The following is a 20,120-nucleotide window of genomic DNA, read 5'->3' on the forward strand; positions in this document are numbered from 1 at the left end:
CGACTACTTGACGTCGACGAACTTGATGTTCGACAGCGAGCCGTACGTCGCGCTCGTGGCCGCCGCGGTGGTGCGCCAGTAGCCGTCGTACTTGGGCTTGACGGTCTTGGCGTACTTACCGGTGGAGGTCGCGCCGACGTAGCCGACGAACTTCCACTTCGAGGTGCCCTTCTTCTTGAAGTACAGCTTCAGGATCTTCTTGCTCCAGGCCTTCGAGCCCCGGTAGACCTTGCCGTAGAGCTTCGTCGTCTTGCCCTTCTTCACCTTCGTGGGAGAGGCGTAAAGGGTGATCTTCGACTTGCTCTTCGAGCTGCTCTTCTTGACCTCGAAGTTGCTGACGAAGCTGTACTTCTTGGTGCCGCGCGAGACGCCGATCTTCAACTGCCAGGAACCCGCGGAGGTGCTGTAGTCGAAGGCCGTGGAGTCGTGGTAGGAGTCGTCCGCCTCCAGGCCCGTGGTGAGGGCGTAGTAGTCGTCCGAGTCCCGCGACTCCAGCCGCACGTCGGTGATCTTCTCCTCACCGTCCGCGCCGCCGCGCTCCAGCTTGAAGGCGGCGTAGACGTCCACCTCCTTGCCCGACTTCAGGTAGACCGGGTCGGGGTCGACGTTGGCGCCCGTGACCCGCGTCGCCTTGGCGACGGCGAGGGTCACCCAGCCGGTGTACGTCGGCGTGGTGGTGGACGGCGCGTCGCCCTGCGTGACGCCGACCTGGTACTTCCAGTCGCCGGGCTTGTCGCCGGACGAGACCGGGATGGAGCCGGACACGTCGGCCTTGCCGTCCGTGGGAACGGTGGTGACGCTGCCGAGCTGGGTGACGTCCGCGGTGTGCGCCGACGCCTCGGTCTCGTCGACCTTCAGGAACCGGACGGTGACCTTCGCGGGCTTGTCCTTGTCCACGTAGGCGTTGTTCAGATGCACCTTGAAGGGAATCTTGTCGCTTCCCGTCGGCGGGATGAACTTGTCGCTGAAATCGATGCTGCCGAAAGTGGCGGCGGCCGCCCTGGCGGCCGCGGAGACAGTCGCGTTCGCGGACGAGGCCAAGGTGATGGCCTCGCCCGAGACGAGGACGGCCGCCCCCGTCGCGGCTGCCAGAGCAAGCCGCAGGCTCTTCCTCATAGATACCCCTAACCGTGGTTAAATTGAGGCAAAAGTCGGGTTTGGACACCGGAGCCTAGTGGGGCCTGTGTGACTCGTCCACCTGGATGTAAACTCGTGCCCGAGTTTCGGAGGGCGTTCCACAGCCGTTCTCGTCCACGCCCAGCCGGGGCTTCCTTCTGATCGTTTCGCTTTTCGATCAAAGGCCGTGGCGTACCGGGATCGCTCCGCACGGACGGCGAGATCCTCCGGCCGCGCCCCGCAGGGGCGCGAAGGAATAGCGCACGGCCGGGGAAGGTTCCAGGATCTGGCACACTGGTAGCCGAACCGCAGCGGTACCGGTTCCCGCGGCGCGCGTCAGGTGTGCCGACGCGCGCGGGCCGATCAGGCGACAAGCGACCCGGCGACCGCACACGAGCGTTAGGACTGAAGACATGAAGCCCGACATCCACCCGGAGTACGTCGTCACCGAGGTGACCTGCACGTGTGGTAACACCTTCACCACCCGCAGCACCGCGAAGAGTGGCGTCATCCACGCCGACGTGTGCTCCGCCTGCCACCCCTTCTACACGGGCAAGCAGAAGATCCTCGACACCGGTGGCCGGGTGGCGCGGTTCGAGGCGCGTTTCGGCAAGAAGGCCCAGAGCAAGTAGCTCCTCCAGGACGCCGGCTCGGAGGCGCCCCTCGGCAGAGGCGGCGCTACCGGGTCGGCGTCCTTGGTGATTAGGCCGGATTTCCGAAAGAAAAGGAGCGTGGGGTGAACCTCGACGAGATTTTGGCCGAGTACGCGGATCTTGAGCTGCGGCTCGCGGACCCCGCCGTGCACGCCGACCAGTCGAAGGCGCGCACGTACGGCAAGCGGTACGCGGTGCTCACACCCATCGTCGCGACCTACCGGGAGCTGGACGGCGTCCGCCAGGACCTCGCGACCGCGCGGGAGCTCGCGGCGGAGGACCCCGCGTTCGCGGAGGAGGCCGCCGATCTGGAGGCCCGCATCCCCGGTCTGGAGGAGCGGCTGACGCACCTGCTGGTGCCGCGCGACCCGAACGACGACAAGGACATCATCATGGAGATCAAGGCGGGTGAGGGCGGCCAGGAGTCGGCCCTGTTCGCCGGCGACCTCCTGCGGATGTACCTGCGCTACTCCGAGCGGGCCGGCTACAAGACCGAGATCATCGACGCGCAGCACTCCGACCTCGGCGGCTACAAGGACGTCACGGTCGCGATCAAGGGCAAGGAGGGCGCCTGGTCCCGGCTGAAGTTCGAGGGCGGCGTCCACCGCGTCCAGCGCGTGCCGGTGACCGAGTCGCAGGGACGCATCCACACCTCGGCGGCCGGAGTCCTCGTCTATCCCGAGGCGGAGGACGTCGACGTCCAGATCGACCCCAACGACCTGCGGATCGACGTGTTCCGGTCCAGCGGCCCCGGCGGGCAGAGCGTTAACACCACCGACTCCGCCGTACGGATCACCCACCTGCCGACCGGCGTCGTGGTCTCGTGCCAGAACGAGAAGAGCCAGCTCCAGAACAAGGAGTCGGCTCTGCGCATCCTGCGGGCCCGGCTGCTCGCGGTGGCCCAGGAGGAGGCGGACGCGGCGGCGATGGCGGAACGGAAGTCACAGGTCCGCACCGTCGACCGGTCCGAGCGGGTCCGCACGTACAACTTCCCGGAGAACCGCATCTCCGATCACCGGGTCGGCTACAAGGCCTACAACCTCGACCAAGTGCTGGACGGCGATCTCGACGCGGTGATACAGGCATTGCTCGACGCCGAACTCGCGGAGAAGCTCGCCGCCCACACGTGAGCCGGACGTCGCCGGAGGAGTTCCGTACGATTCCGTTGTTCCGCCGCTCCGTGACCACGAGACTGTTTCCGCACCCCGAGACGACCGCCCGAGACAACCGCCCGACACGACATCAGATCCAGAGCGTCAGCCGCGACACCCGTGCCGTAAGAGACCGATGACCTTCCTGCTCGACGAGATCGCCCATGCGACCGCCCGGCTTGCCGAGGCGGGCGTTCCGTCGCCGCGCACGGACGCCGAGGAAATCGCGTCCTTTGTCCACGGTGTCCCCCGGTCCAGGCTCCACACGGTGAAGGACGCCGACTTCGACGCCCGCTTCTGGGAGGGCGTCGCGCGCCGGGAGGCCCGAGAGCCACTGCAGCACATCACCGGCCGGGCCTACTTCAGATACCTGTCGCTGGAGGTGGGCTCCGGGGTCTTCGTACCGCGCCCCGAGACCGAGGTGGTCGCGGGCTGGGCGATCGACCGCCTTCGCGAGATGGACGTCGCGCAGCCCGTCGTCGTCGACCTCGGCACGGGATCCGGCGCGATCGCGCTGTCCATCGCGCAGGAGGTCGCCCTGGCCCAGGTACACGCCGTCGAGGTGGACCCCGTGGCGTACGGCTGGGCCCGGCGGAACGTGCTGGAGCACGGCCAGGGCCGGACCACCCTGCACCCGGAAGACCTCGCCGACTGCCTGCCCGAGCTGAACGGGCAGGTCGACCTGGTCGTCTCCAACCCGCCGTACATCCCGCCCGGGGCGATCCCCCGGGACCCCGAGGTGCGCGACTACGACCCCTCACGGGCCCTGTACGGGTCGGGGGACGACGGGCTCGACGAGATCAGGGCCGTCGAGCGTACGGCACGGCGGCTGCTCAGACCGGGCGGATACGTCGCCGTGGAACACGCGGACCAGCAGGGCACGGCGGTGTACTGGCTGTTCCCCGAGGAGAAGGGCTGGCGCGACGTCCGCCTCAGGCAGGATCTGACCGGCCGCGACCGGTTCGTCACCGCCCGCCTCGGCCAGGACTGAGCCAGGGGACCGAGCGAGCACCGGCCAGTACCGAGACAGCACCGAGTGAGACATACGATCAGCCCCGTCGTCCGGCACGGTGCGAGGCCGGAGGGGGCGCATGGAAGGATGGCCCCTGTGAGTCGACGGTTTGACTGTTCCAACCCGGACGAGCGCACCACCGGCCTGGCCGAGGCCGCCGCGGCGGTGCGAGGCGGCGAGCTCGTCGTGCTGCCCACCGACACCGTCTACGGCATCGGCGCCGACGCTTTCACGCACTCGGCGGTCAACGCCCTCCTTGAGGCCAAGGGGCGCGGCAGGGACATGCCGGTCCCCGTCCTCGTGGGCACCGTACGGGCCGCGAGCGCCCTCGTGGAGAGCCTCGGGACGCAGGGGCAGGACCTGGTGGACAACTTCTGGCCCGGCCCGCTCACGTTGATCCTGCGGGCCAACCGGTCCCTGTCGTGGGACCTCGGCGAGACGAAGGGGACCGTGGCCGTCCGCATGCCGCTGCACCCCGTGGCGCTCGATCTGCTGAAGGAGACCGGTCCCATGGCCGTCTCCAGTGCCAACCGGTCCGGGAACCCTCCCGCGACCACGGTGGATGGGGCGCAGGAGCAGCTGGGTGAGACGGTGTCCGTCTATCTCGACGGCGGCCCGTGCAACGACAATGTGCCGTCCACGATCATCGACCTCACCACCGCGGTGCCGAGGGTTCTGCGCAAGGGTGCGATCCCCGTCGACAAGATCCGCGGCATCGTCGGCTACCTCGCCACCGAGGAGTGAGCCGGGGCCCGATCCGGCCGTACGGCTCCGATCAGGGCTGATCCATGCCGTCTGGCTATCGGGCTTCTCGGGAGGCTTCGCCGGGGCTACCGTGAAGTGCGCCGATATCTCTGTGGAGGCGCGCCCATGGCCAAGCTCGACGGGATGGACCCGAAGCTCGTCCGCGAACTCCTCTCGGAGGTCCAGAACGCCGCCAGGCAGATGGAGAGCGTCGAGACACGTGTCGCCCAGTTGACGCGTACGGCCGGTGTGTCCGTGCATGTCACCCACCGGCCGTCCCAGGTGGCGGACGACTGCTCGACGATGGTCAGAGACGTCGGGAAGCGGCTCGAACTCCTGGAGAAGAGGGAGAAGCAGCAGGGCGGCGGCACGGTCTCGACCGCCAAGCCTGCCGTCTTCTCGGCGGAGACGGACACATCCAAGCCCGCCGACGGCCATCAGGGCACTCCGGATCAGCACAAGGCTGAGCACAAGGCTGAGCACAAGGCCGAGCACAAGCCGGATCACCACAAGCCGGACGAGAAGGCCGACGGGCACAAGGCCAACGACAAGTCCGACCACAAGTCCGACCACAAGGCGACGGACGGGAAGCCGGACAAGTCGGAGAAGTCTGACAAGTCGGTCGAGAACAAGTCCGCGGACGGCAAGTCGGCCGAGGGCAAGGACGCCTCCCAGCACAAGGCGGAGGCCAAGGCGCCTCAACAGGCCGAGCTGGACACCTCCCGGCCCGCCGACGATCCGGCGCCCGCGCCGGACAAGACCGACCACAAGCCCGACCACAAGGCCGACCACAAGGCCGACTCCAAGCCGGAGTCGAAACCGGAGCCCAAGCCCACGGCGGACCACAAGCCGGAACACCGGCCGGACGGTCAGACGCCCGGCGGCAGCGCGGGGGAGAAACAGGGGGACAAGGCGTCGTCCACGTCGTCCGGTGGGAACCACTCGGCCGGTCAGACGAGCGGCACGCCCCATTCCGAGCCCTCCGCCCAGCGGGGCGAGTCGACACAGCCAACGCGGTCGACACACGAGGTGCGCGCCGCGAGCGACGGCATCACCCACGCCGGCGGCGGCGACAAGACGCACGCGGTTGTCGAGGGCACGCTCGCCAACGCGTCCCATGGCGTCGTCGAGGGCACGGCCGCCACGGTGGACCACGGCACGGGTGCCACACCGCAGCAGCCCACCGGTTCTCCCCAGCCCACCGGTTCTCCCCAGCCCACCGGTTCCCCCCAGAACGCCGGAACACCACCGAATGCAGGAACCCCGCCGAACGCCGGTATCGGGCAGGGCACACCCGTCGGTACCGACTCGAACACCGGTGCCCAGGTGGGCGTCGGTAACGCGCCCGCCGACGGCACACATGCCAGTGCGGGTGCGGGTGCGGGATCTGGCGCAGGCGTTGGTGCTGGTGCGGGCTCCGGTGTGGTGGGCGGCGCGACCGACGGTGCGGTGAGCGGCGCGGCTGACGGTGCGGGCGGGGGTGCGGGCGGGGGTGCGGGCGGCGAGATCGGCCACGGCTCAGGCTCCGGCACCTGCCCTCCGGGGGCGATGAACGGCGGGGCCGGCGCGGCTCCGGGGCCGGTCGGGCCTGTCGGAGACGTCGGGAACGTGGGGAACGTCGGGCCTGCCGCGCCCGCCGGGCCAGTCGGGAACGTCGGGCCGGTCGGGCCGGTCGGAGATATCGGGAATGCCGGGAACGGGGTCGCAGCCGGTCATACGGGTGGTGTCGGTGATCCCACGGGCGCCGCAGGTGTCACGGGCAATGGTGCAGGTGTCACGGGCAACGTGGTGAACGCCGGGCCCTCGGGCACCACCGGCCACGCGGTCGCGGGCAATGGTGCAGGTGTCACCGGCAACGTGGTGAACGCCGGGCTGCCGGACGCTACCGGTCACGCGGTCACGGCAGGCACCTGGCCCGGCGCGAGCGGCACCGGCCACGACGCCACGACCGCCGGCGGCGCCGCTACCGGCGGCGCTGCTCCAGAAAACGCTGCTCCAGGAAACGCTGCTCCAGGAAACGCTGCTCCAGGAAACGCAGCTCCAGGAACCGTTGCTACCGGAGGCGCCGCCACAGGGGACGTCGCTGCGGGGCACGCTGCCACAGGGGGCGCTGCTCCTGGTGGAACCGCTGGCGGTGCCCATTCCGCCGGCGTCCCTTCCGCCGGCGCGCCTTCTCCAAACGCCCCTTCCGCTGGTGGCGGGGCCGTCGCGGCCGGCGATCAGGCTCCCGCCACAGGCCATGCCGCCACCGCGTCCGTCGGCCAGGCCCCCGTGACGCACGACACCACCGCCACGACCACCGGGAACGGGCATGGCGGACAGAGCGGGCAAGGTGGGCATGGCGGACAGAGCGGGCAGGGTGGGCAGAGCGGGCAGGGTGGGCAGAGCGGGCAGGCTGCGAGCCCGGCGCCGTCCGATCAGACCAAGGCGACCGGGGAGCAACCGCCGCCGCGTGACGACTCCCAGATCATCGACACGCCCGGCATCGATCATCCGGACGACGTCGATCTGACGCGCGGACGGCAGGTCATCGTGGTCGACGGCGTCAAGGTCGTCAGCACGCCCATGAACATGCCCAGCGCGGACGACATCGACTGGCTGAACCAGCACATGCAGGATGTTCCGCCCATGGACATGCCGAGCGTCGAGGTCCAGCCGGGCCACGTCCAGCCGGCTCAGGTTCAGCACGTGACCGGTCCGCACCCCGACGGTGCTCCCGGGTTCGTGGAGCCGCTGGAGCCGCACCACCCCGCCGACACCGCGTCCGGTGGCACGGCGTCCGGTCATGCCACACCCAGCGGCACGGCGTCCGGCGATCCCGCCGGTCACGCCGCCCCGGCCGGACAGCGGGCGGCCGACGCGCCGGGCGGCCACACACAGGCCACCGCCCAGGCCACCGCCCAGGCCGGCACCCAGGCCGGCACCCAGGCCGGCACCCAGCCCGGCACCCACGCCGCCACCCAGACCGGCGCCCATGCCGCTGCGGGCAACTCCGCGCCAGGCGCCTCACACGCGAACACGGGCACGCCCGCCGCGACGCAGAGCGCCGGTCACGCCACCACCGGCGGCTCGGGCGCGGGGTCCCACCCCGGCCTGGCGCCGGGCGATCCGATGGGCGACTACGTCGGAACGCCGGAGGACAACCTCACCGAGGATCCGTTCGCCACCGGCGGAGGCGAGGCGGTACGCGGGACGCCCACACACCACGCCCCCTTCCCACCCGCGCATGGGGGAACCGGTCATGCGGGAGACACCGCCGCGCCGGCCCCGGGCGGCCAGACGGCCGGGGCGACCGGCGACAGCGGGTCGAGCGGGTCGAGCGGGGCAAGTGGGTCGAGTGGGTCGGCCGGCGGGGCGGTGCCCGACCCGCGGGCGCTCGCGGCGGCCCAGCCCGGTGACGTGCTCTCCTATCCGGCCAGCCAGCCGGACGACGCCGTGCTGCGGACGCTCGTGGAGCACCACCGGGAGATCGAACCGATCGACATGCCGGCCGTCGGACTGTCCGGCGGCTCCGAGGCGGGGGACGCCGACCGGCCGGTCCCGCCCACGGGGAGCTGAGCCGTGCCGGGCCGCCGCCGTTCGCGTCCGTGGACTCTTTCCCGTCTGACCGGATCCGGCTTGGCTGAATCCCACGGGACGGAAACCGGCCTGATCGGGTCGGGCCTGACTGAAACCACATCCGGTCCGGCGGGGATCCTCCCGGCCGGTCCCACCTGGGAGGCGTGATCGTGACGTTCGTCGACCCGCCGGCGCCGCAGCCGCTGCAGCCTGGTGAGACGCCGCCCTCGCCGTCCGGCACCGACCTGCTCACTCCGGGAGGTCAGCCGACGGGCTGGGTGTTCAACCCGGAGTACCAGAAGCTCGTCGACCTGTGGCTGCGGGTGGTCCCGCTGATGGACCAGCTGACGCGGTCGCTGGACAGGCCGTTCGAGATGGCGCGCAGCAGGGACGTGTGGGACGCACCCGTCGCCGGACGGTACGTCGACGACCTGGCGGAGTGGCGCACCCGCCTGGGGATGTACCGCCAGGCGGTGCTCACCGCGATCAGCGACCAGGCCGCGGACACCCCGCGATGGGTGCCGAGCCGGGCGGGAGCGCCACACGCGTTCTCCTGAGATCACGCCCCCTCGTACGGCCGGGGGAGGGGTGTGCCCGAAATGAAGGAGATCGCGTCTCTCGTCCTGCAGGCGATCCGCAAGCCAAGTGCGATAGCGTCAGTCATCGAACGGGTAAAGGGGCTGACCGCGACACGTCCGGCCGGTGCCTGTGGCTGTCGCGACGCGCGCGAGGCCGCGGCGAACAGGACCGTCACGTCGGTGTCCCGTTACAACTGGTACGCCTAACCGGGAAGCTGGGTCCGTGCGGTTTTACTTCCTCTTGGCGCTCGTGGCGGCCGCGGTGACGTACCTGCTGGTGCCGCCGGTCAGGGTGTTCGCGCTGCGCATCGGGGCGGCGCCGGAGGTGCGGGACAGGGACGTGCACAAGGTCCCGATCCCCCGGCTGGGTGGTCTGGCGATGTTCGGGGGGATGGCCGCGGGGATTCTGGTCGCCACGCGCCTGCCGTACGTCGGCGACGCCTTCAGCAGCGGGCAGAGCGGCCAGACCGTGATCGCCCTGCTGTCGGCGGCCACGCTCATCGTGGTGACCGGCTTCCTCGACGACTGGCTGGGCATGGACGCGCTGGTGAAGCTCGGCGGCCAGGTCGGCGCGGGCGGGCTGCTCGTCTACTTCGGGATGTACCTGCCGTTTCTGCCGTTGCCGCAGTTCATGGGTGGGGCGACGGGCCTCGACAGCACCCTGCGAACCGTCATCACGATCCTCATCGTGGTCGTCGTCATCAACGCGGTGAACTTCGTGGACGGGCTCGACGGTCTCGCCGCCGGCATCGTCGGCATCGCGGCCATGGCGACGTTCGCCTACTCGATCGTGCTGTCGCAGACCAGCAGCGGCTCGCGGATCAACGTCACCGCGGCGATCGCCGCGATTCTGATCGGCATGTGCCTCGGTTTCCTGCCGCACAACTTCAACCCGGCCAAGATCTTCATGGGTGACACCGGCGCCATGCTGATCGGGCTCCTGCTCGCCACCTCGCTCATCACCATCACGTCGTCGGTCGAGCCCAACGCGAGCATCAACCGGTTCCCCGTCATCCTGCCGCTCCTCCTGCCGGTGGCCGTCATGGTGCTGCCCCTGGCCGACCTCATCATGGCGGTCGTACGCCGGACGTCGGCCGGTCTGTCGCCGTTCGCCCCCGACCGGGGACACCTGCACCACCGGCTGCTCGACATCGGGCACTCCCACCGACGCAGCGTGCTGATCATGTACGCGTGGACCTTCCTGTTCGCGTTCACGATCGTGGGCCTGTCGGTCAGCGGCGTGCCGCTCGTCCTGTTCCCGCTGACGATCCTGCTCGCCGTGGGCGTGCTGGTGGTGATGGCGCTGCCGCGGTGGCGCAGCCGCAGGGACGCCCTGCGCTACCGGAAGATCGGCGCACACGCCGCCGTCCCGGCGGCGCCGGTGGGAGACGCGGCGGCTTCGGAGATCCCGGCGCAGGCGCCCGCGCGCGCCTCGCTTCCGCGCCCCGCGATGCCGGGGGACAAGCACGTCGCAGGCCCGCGCCACGATCAGGTGGCCGGTCGAAAGACCAGGTAAAGCTCACACTTGGAAGCTTGTGATAGCTTTCACTAGCAGAGGCGGGCGCTCGTCGCGCCCGTAAAGGTAGCAATCGCTCGCTTGACAACCGATCACAGGAGTTCCGATGCAGGCCAACGACGTGCGCGTGCTCAAGGGCGCCGCCGTGCCGACTCTGATCGTCGGTCTGGTCGCCGTGGTCGTCGCGGCGTTCGCGATCGGTGCGAAGGGCGCGCTGGGCGCCGGCATCGGCCTGGTCCTCGTCGCCGCGTTCTTCACCGTCGGACTGGCGGTGGTCTCCTGGGCGGGCCGTGTGTCCCCGATGGCGATGATGGCGGCCGCCGTGGTCGGTTATGTCGTCAAGGTGCTGGCGCTCATGCTCCTGATGATCGCCATCGACGGGGTCAGCGCCTTCGACACCAAGTCACTCGCCCTGACGGTCGTCGCCTGCACGCTGGCGTGGACCGCGGGTGAGATGCGCGGCTTCATGAAGCTGAAGATGCTGTACGTCGAGCCCGACGTCCAGGTGCCCGGCCGGGGATCGCGGTGAGCCGACGCGTGGGGCAGCCCGATATGACTAGTCCGCGCCGCTCCTGCTATCGTCGTGCCCGCGATGAGCGAACAGAAGCGCACGCCGGAAAACGACGGTCGCGACTTCGCCAACGCTGCCTGGTCGGTCCCGAGCTACATTCTCTCCGGGATCCTGGTGTGGGGCGGCGCTGGCTGGTTGCTGAGCCGTTGGACAGGCGTGTACGCGTTCATCCCTATAGGCGTCATTCTTGGGGTCGGGCTCGCTGTCTACCTCGTCTATGTGAAGTACGGCCGCTGACAGCCCGGCCGGCTTCCCTCGCTCTTCTGTTGATCGATCACTCTGAAGGGAACGCCCGTGCGCGAGCGTAGCGAACGGACGAACAAGCACATGCTTCGGGCAATCGGCCCCAAGCGGGTAGCCGAGGTGGTCCTGTGACCCCGCTGGTGCTTGTGGCCGGGGACGAATTCCAGGCTCCCGGGCCGTCGATCTTCAACTTCCCGCCTCTCTACGAGGGCGCCCCGGCCTGGCTGACCAAGCCGGTGATCTTCGCGGTCGTGGGCGCGCTGCTGGTGTGCGCCTTCGCGTGGAGCGCGTTCGCGAAGCCGCAGCTCGTGCCGCGGGGCATGCAGAACATCGGCGAGAAGGGTTACGAGTTCGTCCGCGACCAGGTGGCCCGGCCCTTCCTGGGCAAGGACGCCGAGCGGTGGATGCCGCTGCTGATGAGCCTGTTCTTCCTCATCTTGCTGTGGAACCTCTTCGGCGTGGTGCCGCTGATCCAGATCCCGATCGCGTCGCACATCGCCTTCCCGATCGTCTTCGCGGTAGTGATCTACGCACTGCGGATCTACCTGGGCATCAAGCACCAGGGGCCGATCGGCTACTTCAAGAACATGATGTTCCCGCCGGGACTCCCGAAGCCGATCTACCTGCTGCTGTCCCCGATCGAGTTCCTCTCGAACATGATCATCGCGCCGTTCACGCACGCGGTCCGACTGTTCGCCAACATGTTCGCGGGCCACATGCTGCTCGCCTTCTTCAGCTCGGTCGGGTTCTGGTTCCTCTTCGAGAGGCTCACCCCGCTGGGATCCGGGCTCGGCGTGCTCGGTGCCGTGATGACCATCGCGATGACCGGCTTCGAGATGTTCATCGAGTTCCTGCAAGCGTTCCTCTTCACGCTGCTCGCCGCCATGTACATCGGCGGCGCGCTGCACGCAGACCACTGAGTCTCCCCCTCGAGACGAAGAACACCCACGACGTAGATCAGACCGGTGAGCCGTCACCGGCCGACCAGTAAAGGAAGCACCGTAATGAGCGTTCTCGCTGAGGTCTCCGGCAACGTCACCGCCATCGGTTACGGTCTCGCCGCCATCGGCCCCGGCATCGGCGTCGGCATCATCTTCGGTCAGGGCGTGCAGGCGATCGCCCGTCAGCCCGAGGCGTACGGCGTGATCCGCCAGAACATGCTCCTCGGCTTCGTCCTCACCGAGGCGCTGGCCCTCATCGGCCTCGTCGCCCCGTTCATCTTCCAAGGCATCAAGTAAGACGACCATTCCTAACGGAAGGCTGCACCAATGACTGAAGCAGCTGCGCTCCTGGCCGCGGAGGGAGCGGAGAACCCTCTCTTCCCGCAGGCCTACGAACTGGTCGTCGGCAGCTTCGCCTTCCTTGTCGTCTTCCTCGTCGTCGGAAAGATCCTCACCCCGCGCATCCAGAAGACGCTGGCCGAGCGGACCGAGGCGATCGAGGGCGGCATCAAGAAGGCCGAGGACGCGCAAGCCGAGGCCCAGCGCACTCTCGAGCAGTACCGGGCCCAGCTCGCGGAGGCCCGCCAGGAGGCGGCCCGGCTCCGCGAGGAGGCCCGCGAGCAGGGCGCCCAGATCAAGGCGGAGCTCCGCGAGGAGGCGCAGGCCGAGGCCCGGCGTCTCGTCGAGGCGGCACACGCCCAGATCGAGGCCGACCGGCAGCAGGCGTTCGCGCAGCTGCAGGGCGAGATCGGCCGGCTCTCCACCGAGCTCGCCTCCCGCATCGTGGGCGAGTCGCTTGAGGACGAGGCGCGTCAGCGCCGCATCGTCGACAGGTTCCTCGAGGAGCTCGAGGGCCGGCCGGAGGCGGTCCGCTGATGCGCGGCCTGAGCAGAACGGCCCTGGCCGAGGTCGAGCAGCGGTTCAACGCCGTCGCGGCGTCCGCCGACCTCGGCACGCTGGCCGACGAGCTGTTCGCCGTCGCCGATCTGCTGGACCGGGAACACGGGCTGCGGCGGGGCCTTTCCGACCCCGCCCGCCCGGCGGACCAGAAGGAGCAGGTCGTCCGCGGGCTGCTCGAAGGCAAGATCTCGGCGACCGCCCTTGAGGTCGCGGTCGCCGCGGTCCGGTCCCGGTGGTCACACGCCGGCGACCTGCCCGACTCGCTGGAGCGCGTCGGCGTCATGGCCGCCGCGGCCGAGGCCGAGTCGGACGGGCGTCTCGACGACGTCGAGGACGAGCTGTTCCGGTTCGGCCGCATCCTGTCGGCCAATCCCGACCTGCGCCGCGCGCTGAGCGACCCCGGGGTCCCGGCGGAGCGCAAGCGGGAGCTGCTCGCCGGGCTGCTCGGCGGCAAGGTCGCCCCCTCCACGCTCCGCCTGGTCACCCAGGTCGTGGTGCATCCGCGAGGACGTAGCCTTGAGACGGCCCTGGACCAGTACGGGTGGATCGTCGCCCGGGCGCGGGAGCGTCTGGTGGGCGTCGTGCGCACAGCCGTACCGCTGGGCGAGGAGCAGAAGCAGCGGCTCGCGGCATGGCTGCGGGCCACCTACGGGCGAGACGTCCACCTGAACGTCGAGGTGGATCCGAGGGTGCTCGGTGGGTTCTCCGTGAAGGTCGGAGACGACTACATCGACACCACGATCGCCGGACGTATCGAAGAAGTCCGCCGCCGGTTGGCCGGCTGAAGGCGAATAGGGAGACAGAGTAGAGATGGCGGAGCTTACGATCCGGCCGGACGAGATCCGGGACGCGCTTGAGCGCTTCGTCCAGGCGTACGAGCCGGAAGGCGCCGCGCGCGAGGAGATCGGGACCGTCGTCGACGCCGGCGACGGCATCGCCCATGTCTCCGGGCTGCCCTCGGCGATGGCGAACGAGCTGATCGAGTTCGAGAACGGCACGCGCGGCCTGGCGCTCAACCTCGACGTGCGCGAGATCGGCGCGGTCGTCCTGGGCGACTTCAGCGGCATCGAGGAGGGACAGCAGGTCCGCCGTACCGGCGAGGTCCTGTCCGTCCCGGTCGGTGACGCGTTCCTCGGCCGCGTGGTCGACCCCCTCGGCAACCCGCTGGACGGCAAGGGCTCCATCGAGGCGGAGGGCCGCCGCGCCCTCGAGCTTCAGGCCCCCTCCGTGGTCCAGCGCCAGCCGGTGAAGGAGCCGCTGCAGACGGGCCTCAAGGCGATCGACGCCATGACCCCGATCGGCCGCGGCCAGCGCCAGCTGATCATCGGTGACCGTGGCACCGGCAAGACCGCGATCGCGGTGGACACGATCCTCAACCAGAAGGAGAACTGGCTGTCCGGTGACCCGGCCCGCCAGGTCCGCTGCATCTACGTCGCCGTCGGCCAGAAGGGCTCCACGATCGCGCAGGTGCGCGGCCGTCTGGAGGAGGCCGGCGCGATGGAGTACACCACCATCGTGGCCGCCCCGGCGTCCGACCCCGCGGGCTTCAAGTACATCGCGCCGTACACCGGTTCGGCCCTCGGGCAGCACTGGATGTACCAGGGCAAGCACGTCCTGATCGTCTTCGACGACCTGACCAAGCAGGCCGACGCGTACCGCGCGGTGTCGCTGCTGCTGCGCCGCCCGCCGGGCCGTGAGGCGTTCCCCGGCGACGTCTTCTACTTGCACTCCCGGCTCCTGGAGCGCTGCGCCAAGCTGTCCAGCGAGATGGGCGGCGGCTCGATGACCGGTCTGCCGATCATCGAGACGAAGGGCAACGACGTCTCGGCGTTCATCCCGACCAACGTCATCTCGATCACCGACGGCCAGTGCTTCCTGGAGACCGACCTGTTCAACGCCGGCGTCCGCCCGGCGATCAACGTCGGTGTCTCGGTCTCCCGAGTCGGCGGATCCGCCCAGGTCAAGGCCATGCGCAAGGTGGCCGGTACGCTGCGGCTCTCGCTGTCGCAGTACCGCGACCTGGAGGCGTTCGCGGCCTTCGCGTCCGACCTGGACGCGGCCTCCCGCGCCCAGCTGGAGCGGGGCGCCCGCCTGGTCGAGCTGCTCAAGCAGCCGCAGTACAGCCCGTTCCCGGTCGAGAAGCAGGTCGTGTCGGTCTGGGCCGGCACCACCGGCGAGCTCGACGACGTGCCGATCGAGGACGTCCGGCGGTTCGAGAGCGAGTTCCTCGACCACCTGCAGACCACCCAGAAGGGTGTCTTCGACAGCATCCGGGAGACCAAGGAGCTGTCGGACGACACGGTGACCGCCCTCAAGGACGCCATCACGGAGTTCAAGAAGGGCTTCACCACCTCCAGCGGCGAGCTGCTCGTCAAGGACGAGCCGGTCGAGGCCCTGGACGCCTCCGAGGTCGGCCAGGAGAAGGTCGTCCGGCACGTGCGCAAGCCCGAGGCGAAGTAACCGATGGGTGCTCAGCTGAGGCAGCTGCGACGGCGGATCCGGTCGGTGCGCTCCACCGCGAAGATCACGCGCGCGCAGGAGCTGATCGCCTCGTCGCGCATCGTCAAGGCGCAGCAGCGGATGCAGGCGGCCGTGCCCTACGAGCGTGAGATCACGCACGCGGTGTCGGCCGTCCTGTCCAACACCGCGACGGTGGACCACCCGCTGACCGTGGCGAAGGAGCAGCCGGCCACGGCCGGCGTCCTGATCGTCACCAGCGACCGCGGCTTCGCCGGCGGCTACAACGCCAACGTGCTGCGCGAGGCCGAGGCCCTGAAGGCCCACCTGGTCTCGCGTGGGATCACGGCGAAGCCGTACGTCGTGGGCCGCAAGGGCATCACCTGGCACCGCTTCCGCGGCCGGGAGCTGTTCGGCGAGTGGGACGGGTTCTCCGACAACCCGTCGTACGCCCAGGCCAAGGACATCGCCGGCGCGCTGATCGAGGCGTTCAAGGAGGACAACGGGATCGACGAGATCCACGTCGTCTACACCGAGTTCGTCTCGATGCTGACCCAGAACGTGATCGTCAAGCGGATCCTGCCGCTGGAGGTCGAGGAGTCTGAGGCGCCGCCGGACGGCCCGATGCCTTACTACGAGTTCGAGCCGGCCGCGGGTGAGGTGCTCGACCAGCTCCTGCCGCGCTACATCGAGTCGCGTGTGTTCAACGCGCTGCTCCAGTCGGCCGCGTCGGAGCACGCGGCCCGGCGGCGGGCCATGAAGTCGGCCACCGACAACGCCAACGAGCTGATCGGCGTGTTCACCCGCCAGATGAACCAGGCACGCCAGGCCGAGATCACCCAGGAAATCAGCGAGATCGTCGGTGGCGCCAACGCGCTGGCTGACGCCGCAGCGGGGAAAGAGTGAAATGACCGCACAGACTGTTGAGACCACCACGCTGGGCCGTGTCGCCCGCGTCACCGGTCCGGTCGTCGACGTGGAGTTCCCCGTCGAGGCCATGCCGGACATCTACGCCGCGCTCACCGTCGACGTCACGCTCGGCGAGGAGACCAAGACCCTGACGCTCGAGGTCGCCCAGCACCTGGGTGACAACATCGTCCGGGCCATCTCCATGCAGCCCACCGACGGCCTGGTGCGTGGCGCCGCCGTCACCGACACCGGCGCGCCGATCTCGGTGCCGGTCGGCGACTCGGTCAAGGGCCACGTGTGGAACGCCCTGGGCGAGCCGCTGGACGCACCCAAGGCGTCCATCCAGGTCAATGAGCGGTGGCCGATCCACCGTCCGGCCCCGGCCTTCGACCAGCTCGAGGCGCGCACCGAGATGCTGCCCACCGGCATCAAGGTCATCGACCTGCTCACGCCGTACGTCAAGGGCGGCAAGATCGGTCTGTTCGGCGGCGCGGGCGTCGGCAAGACCGTTCTGATCCAGGAGATGATCCGCCGTGTCGCGCTGAAGTTCTCGGGCACCTCGGTGTTCGCGGGCGTCGGCGAGCGCACCCGTGAGGGCAACGACCTGTGGCTGGAGATGGAGGAGGCGGACGTCCTCAAGGACACCGCGCTCGTCTTCGGCCAGATGGACGAGCCGCCGGGCACCCGTCTGCGGGTGGCGCTGTCGGCGCTGACCATGGCGGAGTACTTCCGCGACGTCCAGAAGCAGGACGTGCTGCTCTTCATCGACAACATCTTCCGCTTCACCCAGGCGGGTTCCGAGGTGTCCACGCTGCTCGGCCGCATGCCGTCCGCCGTGGGTTACCAGCCGACCCTCGCGGACGAGATGGGTGTGCTCCAGGAGCGCATCACCTCGACCCGCGGTCACTCGATCACCTCGATGCAGGCGATCTACGTGCCCGCCGACGACATCACCGACCCGGCGCCGCACAACGCGTTCGCGCACCTCGACGCGCAGACCGTGCTCTCGCGGCCGATCTCGGAGAAGGGCATCTACCCCGCGGTGGACCCGCTCGACTCCTCCTCGCGGATCCTCGACCCGCAGATCATCGGTGACGAGCACTACGCGGTCGCCCAGGAGACCAAGCGGATCCTGCAGAAGTACAAGGAACTGCAGGACATCATCGCCATCCTGGGCATCGACGAGCTCTCCGAAGAGGACAAGGTCACCGTTCAGCGGGCGCGCCGCATCGAGCGTTTCCTGTCCCACCCGATGTACGCCGCCGAGGCGTTCACCGGCCAGCCGGGCGAGTTCGTCCCGCTGGACGAGACCATCGCGTCCTTCAAGGGCCTGTGCGCCGGCGAGTACGACCACCTGCCCGAGCAGGCGTTCTTCATGGTCGGCGGCATCGACCAGGCCATCGCCAAGGCGAAGGAACTCGAGCGCTAGTCGCCCCACGCGCCCGTACGGCCCGGCTGCGGACCGTACGGGCGCCTGTGGCGGCTCCTTGAAGGGGGAGCTGAGAAAAGTGGCAACGCTTCGCGTTGGCGTGGTTTCGCCGGAACGCGAGATCTGGTCCGGCGACGCCGACATGGTCATAGCCAAGACCGTGGACGGCGAGATCGGTATTATGCCGGGACACGCTCCTGTTCTCGGTGTGCTCGTCGAGGGCGGCGTGCTGCGGGTCAAGCGTGGTGACGGGGGAGACCTCGTGGCCGCGGTGCACGGCGGGTTCATCTCCGTCGCCGACAACGACGTGTCCGTCCTGGCGGAGACGGCGGAGCTCGGCTCCGAGGTGGACGTGGCCCGGGCGAAGGACGCGCTGCAGCGCGCCCAGGCCTCGATCGAGGCCGACCAGGAGGACGCCGACGCGCGGCTCGACGCCAAGCGTGCGGCGGCCCGGCTGCGTGCGGCCGGCGAAGAGCTCTGAGTCTGAGGTCTGACTCTGTAGAAGGAGGGCGGCGGTGGTGGCGCTTGACATATTCACGGGCGTCGTCGCCGTGGCCGTCTTTCTCTGTATCCGCGGGTTCGCCCTGGCCCGCAGGCGCGGCACGGTCATGTGCCGGGTACGCCACGGCCAGGGGGGCTGGCGCAGCGGGGTGGCCCGCTACACCGGGGGAGAGCTCCACTGGATCCCCTTCCTGGGACTGCGACTGAGGCCGCGCCACGCGATCGCGAGGCGCGGCCTCACCGTTTCCAGCCGCAGGCGGCTGACCACCGGAGAGGGCCCGGCCGGCTACTGGACCGTCGTCTGCTCCGCGGAGCGCGGGCCCCTGGTCCTGGCCATGAGCGAGGACGCGCTGACCGGCTTTCTCGCCTGGCTGGAGTCGGCCCCGCCCAGCGCCCACCTCGACGCGGCCTGACGACCGCGGGGCGCCTCAGCGGGTGGCGCCGGGCTTCCAGAGGATCTCCTGGCCGTCGGACGCGACCCGGCACAGGATGAACATCAGGTCGGACAGCCGGTTCAGGTAGGTGGCCGTCAGCCGGTTCACGTCGTCGTGCGCCTCCAGGGCGGCCCAGACCGTCCGCTCGGCCCGCCGCACGATCGTCCGGGCGAGATGCAGCGACGCGACCGCCGGGGCGCCGCCGGGCAGGATGAAGCTGCGCAGCGGCTTCAGCCCGGCGTTGAAGGCGTCGCACCGCTCCTCCAGCCAGGTGACGTACGACTCCTCCACCCGCAGCGGGGGGAACTCCGCATCATCCGTGACCGGGGCGCACAGGTCGGCCCCGACGTCGAACAGCTCGTTCTGCACCCGTCCGAGCACCGCCACGACGTCCGCCGGAAGCCCGCCCGTGGCGAGAGCGACCCCGATGGCGGCGTTGGCCTCCTCGACGTCGGCGTACGCCGCCAGGCGGGGATCGGTCTTGCGGGTGCGGCTCATGTCGCCGAGAGCGGTCGTGCCGTCGTCACCGGTCCTGGTGTAGATCTTGGACAGGACGACCGGCTTGTCGTTGTCAGCTCGGGTCATGACGCCCAGCGTAGTGGCCGGAACCGGAGAGCTCAGGGGTGGTGAACGTCCGGCGGAAGATGTGCACCGACGCCTCGACCAGCTTCTCCGTGGGCGGGGGAGGGCTGGCCAGCACCCACTCGATGAGCAGCTCCGTCATGGCTCCGATGAGGCCGAGCGCCAGCAGGTGGAGCTCCGGCGCCGACGGGTCGGACCCGTCCCCGACCGAGCTCTCTATGATCTTGGTGAAGGCTCCGACGGTGTGCTGCCGGGCGCCGCTGAGCACGTCGCCCGCCCTGCGCACCTCTAAGTGCATCACCCGTGCCCGGCGGACATCCTTCGTGACGAAGCGGATGTACTCCGCAATGCCGGCCACGATGCGGTCGTCCAGGGTCGACGGGGCCTTGTCGATGGCCTGGGTGACCGACGCCAGCGTCTCTTCCACGCACCGCTCGTATACGGCGCGCATGAGATCCTCCCGGCTGGAGAAGCACTCGTAGAAGGCCCGGTTGGAGATGCGGGCCGTCGCGCAGAGCCGCTCGATCGTGGTGGCGTGGAAGCCGGGATGGGCGAAAAGGGAGTAAGCGGCGTTCAGTAGCCGCTCGCGTCGGTCGGCCAGCCTCTCAGCGGCCGACATCCCCCTGTAGTCCCGTCCTGCCACTATGCACCTCGCGTTGTCATGGCCCCCCAGAACTACTCATTATGAACCCAAGATCCTTTGACTGGAAGTGTCGTGAAAATCGCACTTCGCAGCTATGCCGAAGCCGGATGACAGCTTGACAAGGCGGTCAAATCGCCATCAAAGTGATGAGAGGACATTCGGTTTTCCGGATGCAATTGCAT

21 protein-coding genes are annotated in these 20,120 nt (G+C 69.4%); 18 read left to right on the plus strand and 3 right to left on the minus strand.

Features of this window, described 5'->3' with window-relative positions:
- Positions 1-3: 3 nt before the first annotated feature.
- Positions 4-1,116: a hypothetical protein gene (locus tag JOL79_RS15335; protein ID WP_210156482.1), complete on the minus strand. Its 1,113-nt coding sequence runs from the start codon at positions 1,114-1,116 to the stop codon at positions 4-6.
- A gap of 413 nt (positions 1,117-1,529) precedes the next feature.
- On the opposite strand from JOL79_RS15335, the gene rpmE reads away from it, so the two are divergent.
- The 18 genes from rpmE to JOL79_RS15425 all read left to right on the plus strand — a co-directional run bounded on the left by rpmE (position 1,530) and on the right by JOL79_RS15425 (position 18,692).
- Positions 1,530-1,748, plus strand: a complete 219-nt coding sequence (rpmE, locus tag JOL79_RS15340; protein WP_210156483.1) for a 50S ribosomal protein L31 — start codon at positions 1,530-1,532, stop codon at positions 1,746-1,748.
- A gap of 104 nt (positions 1,749-1,852) precedes the next feature.
- Positions 1,853-2,899: a peptide chain release factor 1 gene (gene prfA, locus JOL79_RS15345; RefSeq protein ID WP_210156484.1), complete on the plus strand. Its 1,047-nt coding sequence runs from the start codon at positions 1,853-1,855 to the stop codon at positions 2,897-2,899.
- A 157-nt stretch (positions 2,900-3,056) separates the two neighbouring features.
- On the plus strand, positions 3,057-3,911 hold the full coding sequence (gene prmC, locus JOL79_RS15350; protein WP_210156485.1) for a peptide chain release factor N(5)-glutamine methyltransferase: 855 nt from the start codon (positions 3,057-3,059) through the stop codon (positions 3,909-3,911).
- A gap of 108 nt (positions 3,912-4,019) precedes the next feature.
- Positions 4,020-4,676 (plus strand): L-threonylcarbamoyladenylate synthase, encoded by a 657-nt coding sequence (locus tag JOL79_RS15355; RefSeq protein ID WP_230984821.1) that lies wholly within the window; start codon positions 4,020-4,022, stop codon positions 4,674-4,676.
- 126 nt (positions 4,677-4,802) lie between these two features.
- The gene (locus tag JOL79_RS15360) at positions 4,803-8,234 is read left to right on the plus strand and encodes a hypothetical protein (protein WP_210156487.1); all 3,432 of its coding nucleotides are present in this window, start codon (positions 4,803-4,805) and stop codon (positions 8,232-8,234) included.
- A gap of 170 nt (positions 8,235-8,404) precedes the next feature.
- Positions 8,405-8,791 carry a hypothetical protein gene (locus tag JOL79_RS15365; RefSeq protein ID WP_210156488.1) on the plus strand — a complete coding sequence of 129 codons (387 nt, stop codon included), beginning with the start codon at positions 8,405-8,407 and terminating at the stop codon, positions 8,789-8,791.
- Between the two features lie 244 nt (positions 8,792-9,035).
- Positions 9,036-10,328 carry a glycosyltransferase family 4 protein gene (locus tag JOL79_RS15370; RefSeq protein WP_210156489.1) on the plus strand — a complete coding sequence of 431 codons (1,293 nt, stop codon included), beginning with the start codon at positions 9,036-9,038 and terminating at the stop codon, positions 10,326-10,328.
- Positions 10,329-10,434: 106 nt separating this feature from the next.
- Positions 10,435-10,857: a Cg1360 family ATP-synthase-associated protein gene (locus JOL79_RS15375; RefSeq protein WP_210156490.1), complete on the plus strand. Its 423-nt coding sequence runs from the start codon at positions 10,435-10,437 to the stop codon at positions 10,855-10,857.
- Between the two features lie 63 nt (positions 10,858-10,920).
- Positions 10,921-11,136, plus strand: coding sequence for an AtpZ/AtpI family protein (locus JOL79_RS15380; RefSeq protein WP_230984822.1), 216 nt, complete (start codon positions 10,921-10,923; stop codon positions 11,134-11,136).
- A gap of 134 nt (positions 11,137-11,270) precedes the next feature.
- Positions 11,271-12,062, plus strand: coding sequence for a F0F1 ATP synthase subunit A (gene atpB, locus JOL79_RS15385; protein ID WP_210156492.1), 792 nt, complete (start codon positions 11,271-11,273; stop codon positions 12,060-12,062).
- Positions 12,063-12,146: 84 nt separating this feature from the next.
- Positions 12,147-12,380, plus strand: coding sequence for an ATP synthase F0 subunit C (atpE, locus tag JOL79_RS15390; RefSeq protein ID WP_210156493.1), 234 nt, complete (start codon positions 12,147-12,149; stop codon positions 12,378-12,380).
- A 30-nt stretch (positions 12,381-12,410) separates the two neighbouring features.
- Positions 12,411-12,959, plus strand: coding sequence for a F0F1 ATP synthase subunit B (locus JOL79_RS15395; RefSeq protein ID WP_210156494.1), 549 nt, complete (start codon positions 12,411-12,413; stop codon positions 12,957-12,959).
- Complete coding sequence (locus JOL79_RS15400) at positions 12,959-13,768, plus strand: F0F1 ATP synthase subunit delta (protein ID WP_210156495.1); 810 nt, start codon at positions 12,959-12,961, stop codon at positions 13,766-13,768. Before JOL79_RS15395 ends, JOL79_RS15400 begins: the two co-directional genes overlap by 1 nt.
- Positions 13,769-13,793: 25 nt before the next feature.
- Entirely contained in the window at positions 13,794-15,443 is a 1,650-nt protein-coding gene (atpA, locus tag JOL79_RS15405; protein WP_210156496.1) for a F0F1 ATP synthase subunit alpha, read from the plus strand.
- Positions 15,444-15,446: 3 nt separating this feature from the next.
- Positions 15,447-16,346, plus strand: a complete 900-nt coding sequence (locus tag JOL79_RS15410; RefSeq protein ID WP_210156497.1) for a F0F1 ATP synthase subunit gamma — start codon at positions 15,447-15,449, stop codon at positions 16,344-16,346.
- Between the two features lies 1 nt (position 16,347).
- The gene (gene atpD / locus JOL79_RS15415) at positions 16,348-17,778 is read left to right on the plus strand and encodes a F0F1 ATP synthase subunit beta (protein WP_210156498.1); all 1,431 of its coding nucleotides are present in this window, start codon (positions 16,348-16,350) and stop codon (positions 17,776-17,778) included.
- A 79-nt stretch (positions 17,779-17,857) separates the two neighbouring features.
- A complete protein-coding gene (locus JOL79_RS15420; protein WP_210156499.1) occupies positions 17,858-18,259 on the plus strand; it encodes a F0F1 ATP synthase subunit epsilon in 402 nt (133 codons plus the stop codon).
- A 37-nt stretch (positions 18,260-18,296) separates the two neighbouring features.
- Positions 18,297-18,692: a DUF2550 domain-containing protein gene (locus tag JOL79_RS15425; protein WP_307848534.1), complete on the plus strand. Its 396-nt coding sequence runs from the start codon at positions 18,297-18,299 to the stop codon at positions 18,690-18,692.
- Positions 18,693-18,707: 15 nt separating this feature from the next.
- Here JOL79_RS15425 and JOL79_RS15430 read toward each other — a convergent pair whose 3' ends face one another.
- Together JOL79_RS15430 and JOL79_RS15435 are read right to left on the minus strand one after the other, a co-directional pair.
- Positions 18,708-19,298: a cob(I)yrinic acid a,c-diamide adenosyltransferase gene (locus JOL79_RS15430; RefSeq protein WP_210156501.1), complete on the minus strand. Its 591-nt coding sequence runs from the start codon at positions 19,296-19,298 to the stop codon at positions 18,708-18,710.
- Positions 19,285-19,914, minus strand: coding sequence for a TetR/AcrR family transcriptional regulator (locus JOL79_RS15435; protein WP_210156502.1), 630 nt, complete (start codon positions 19,912-19,914; stop codon positions 19,285-19,287). Before JOL79_RS15435 ends, JOL79_RS15430 begins: the two co-directional genes overlap by 14 nt.
- Between the last annotated feature and the right edge of the window lie 206 nt (positions 19,915-20,120).

Source organism: Microbispora oryzae, from assembly GCF_017896165.1.
Lineage (GTDB): Bacteria > Actinomycetota > Actinomycetes > Streptosporangiales > Streptosporangiaceae > Microbispora > Microbispora oryzae.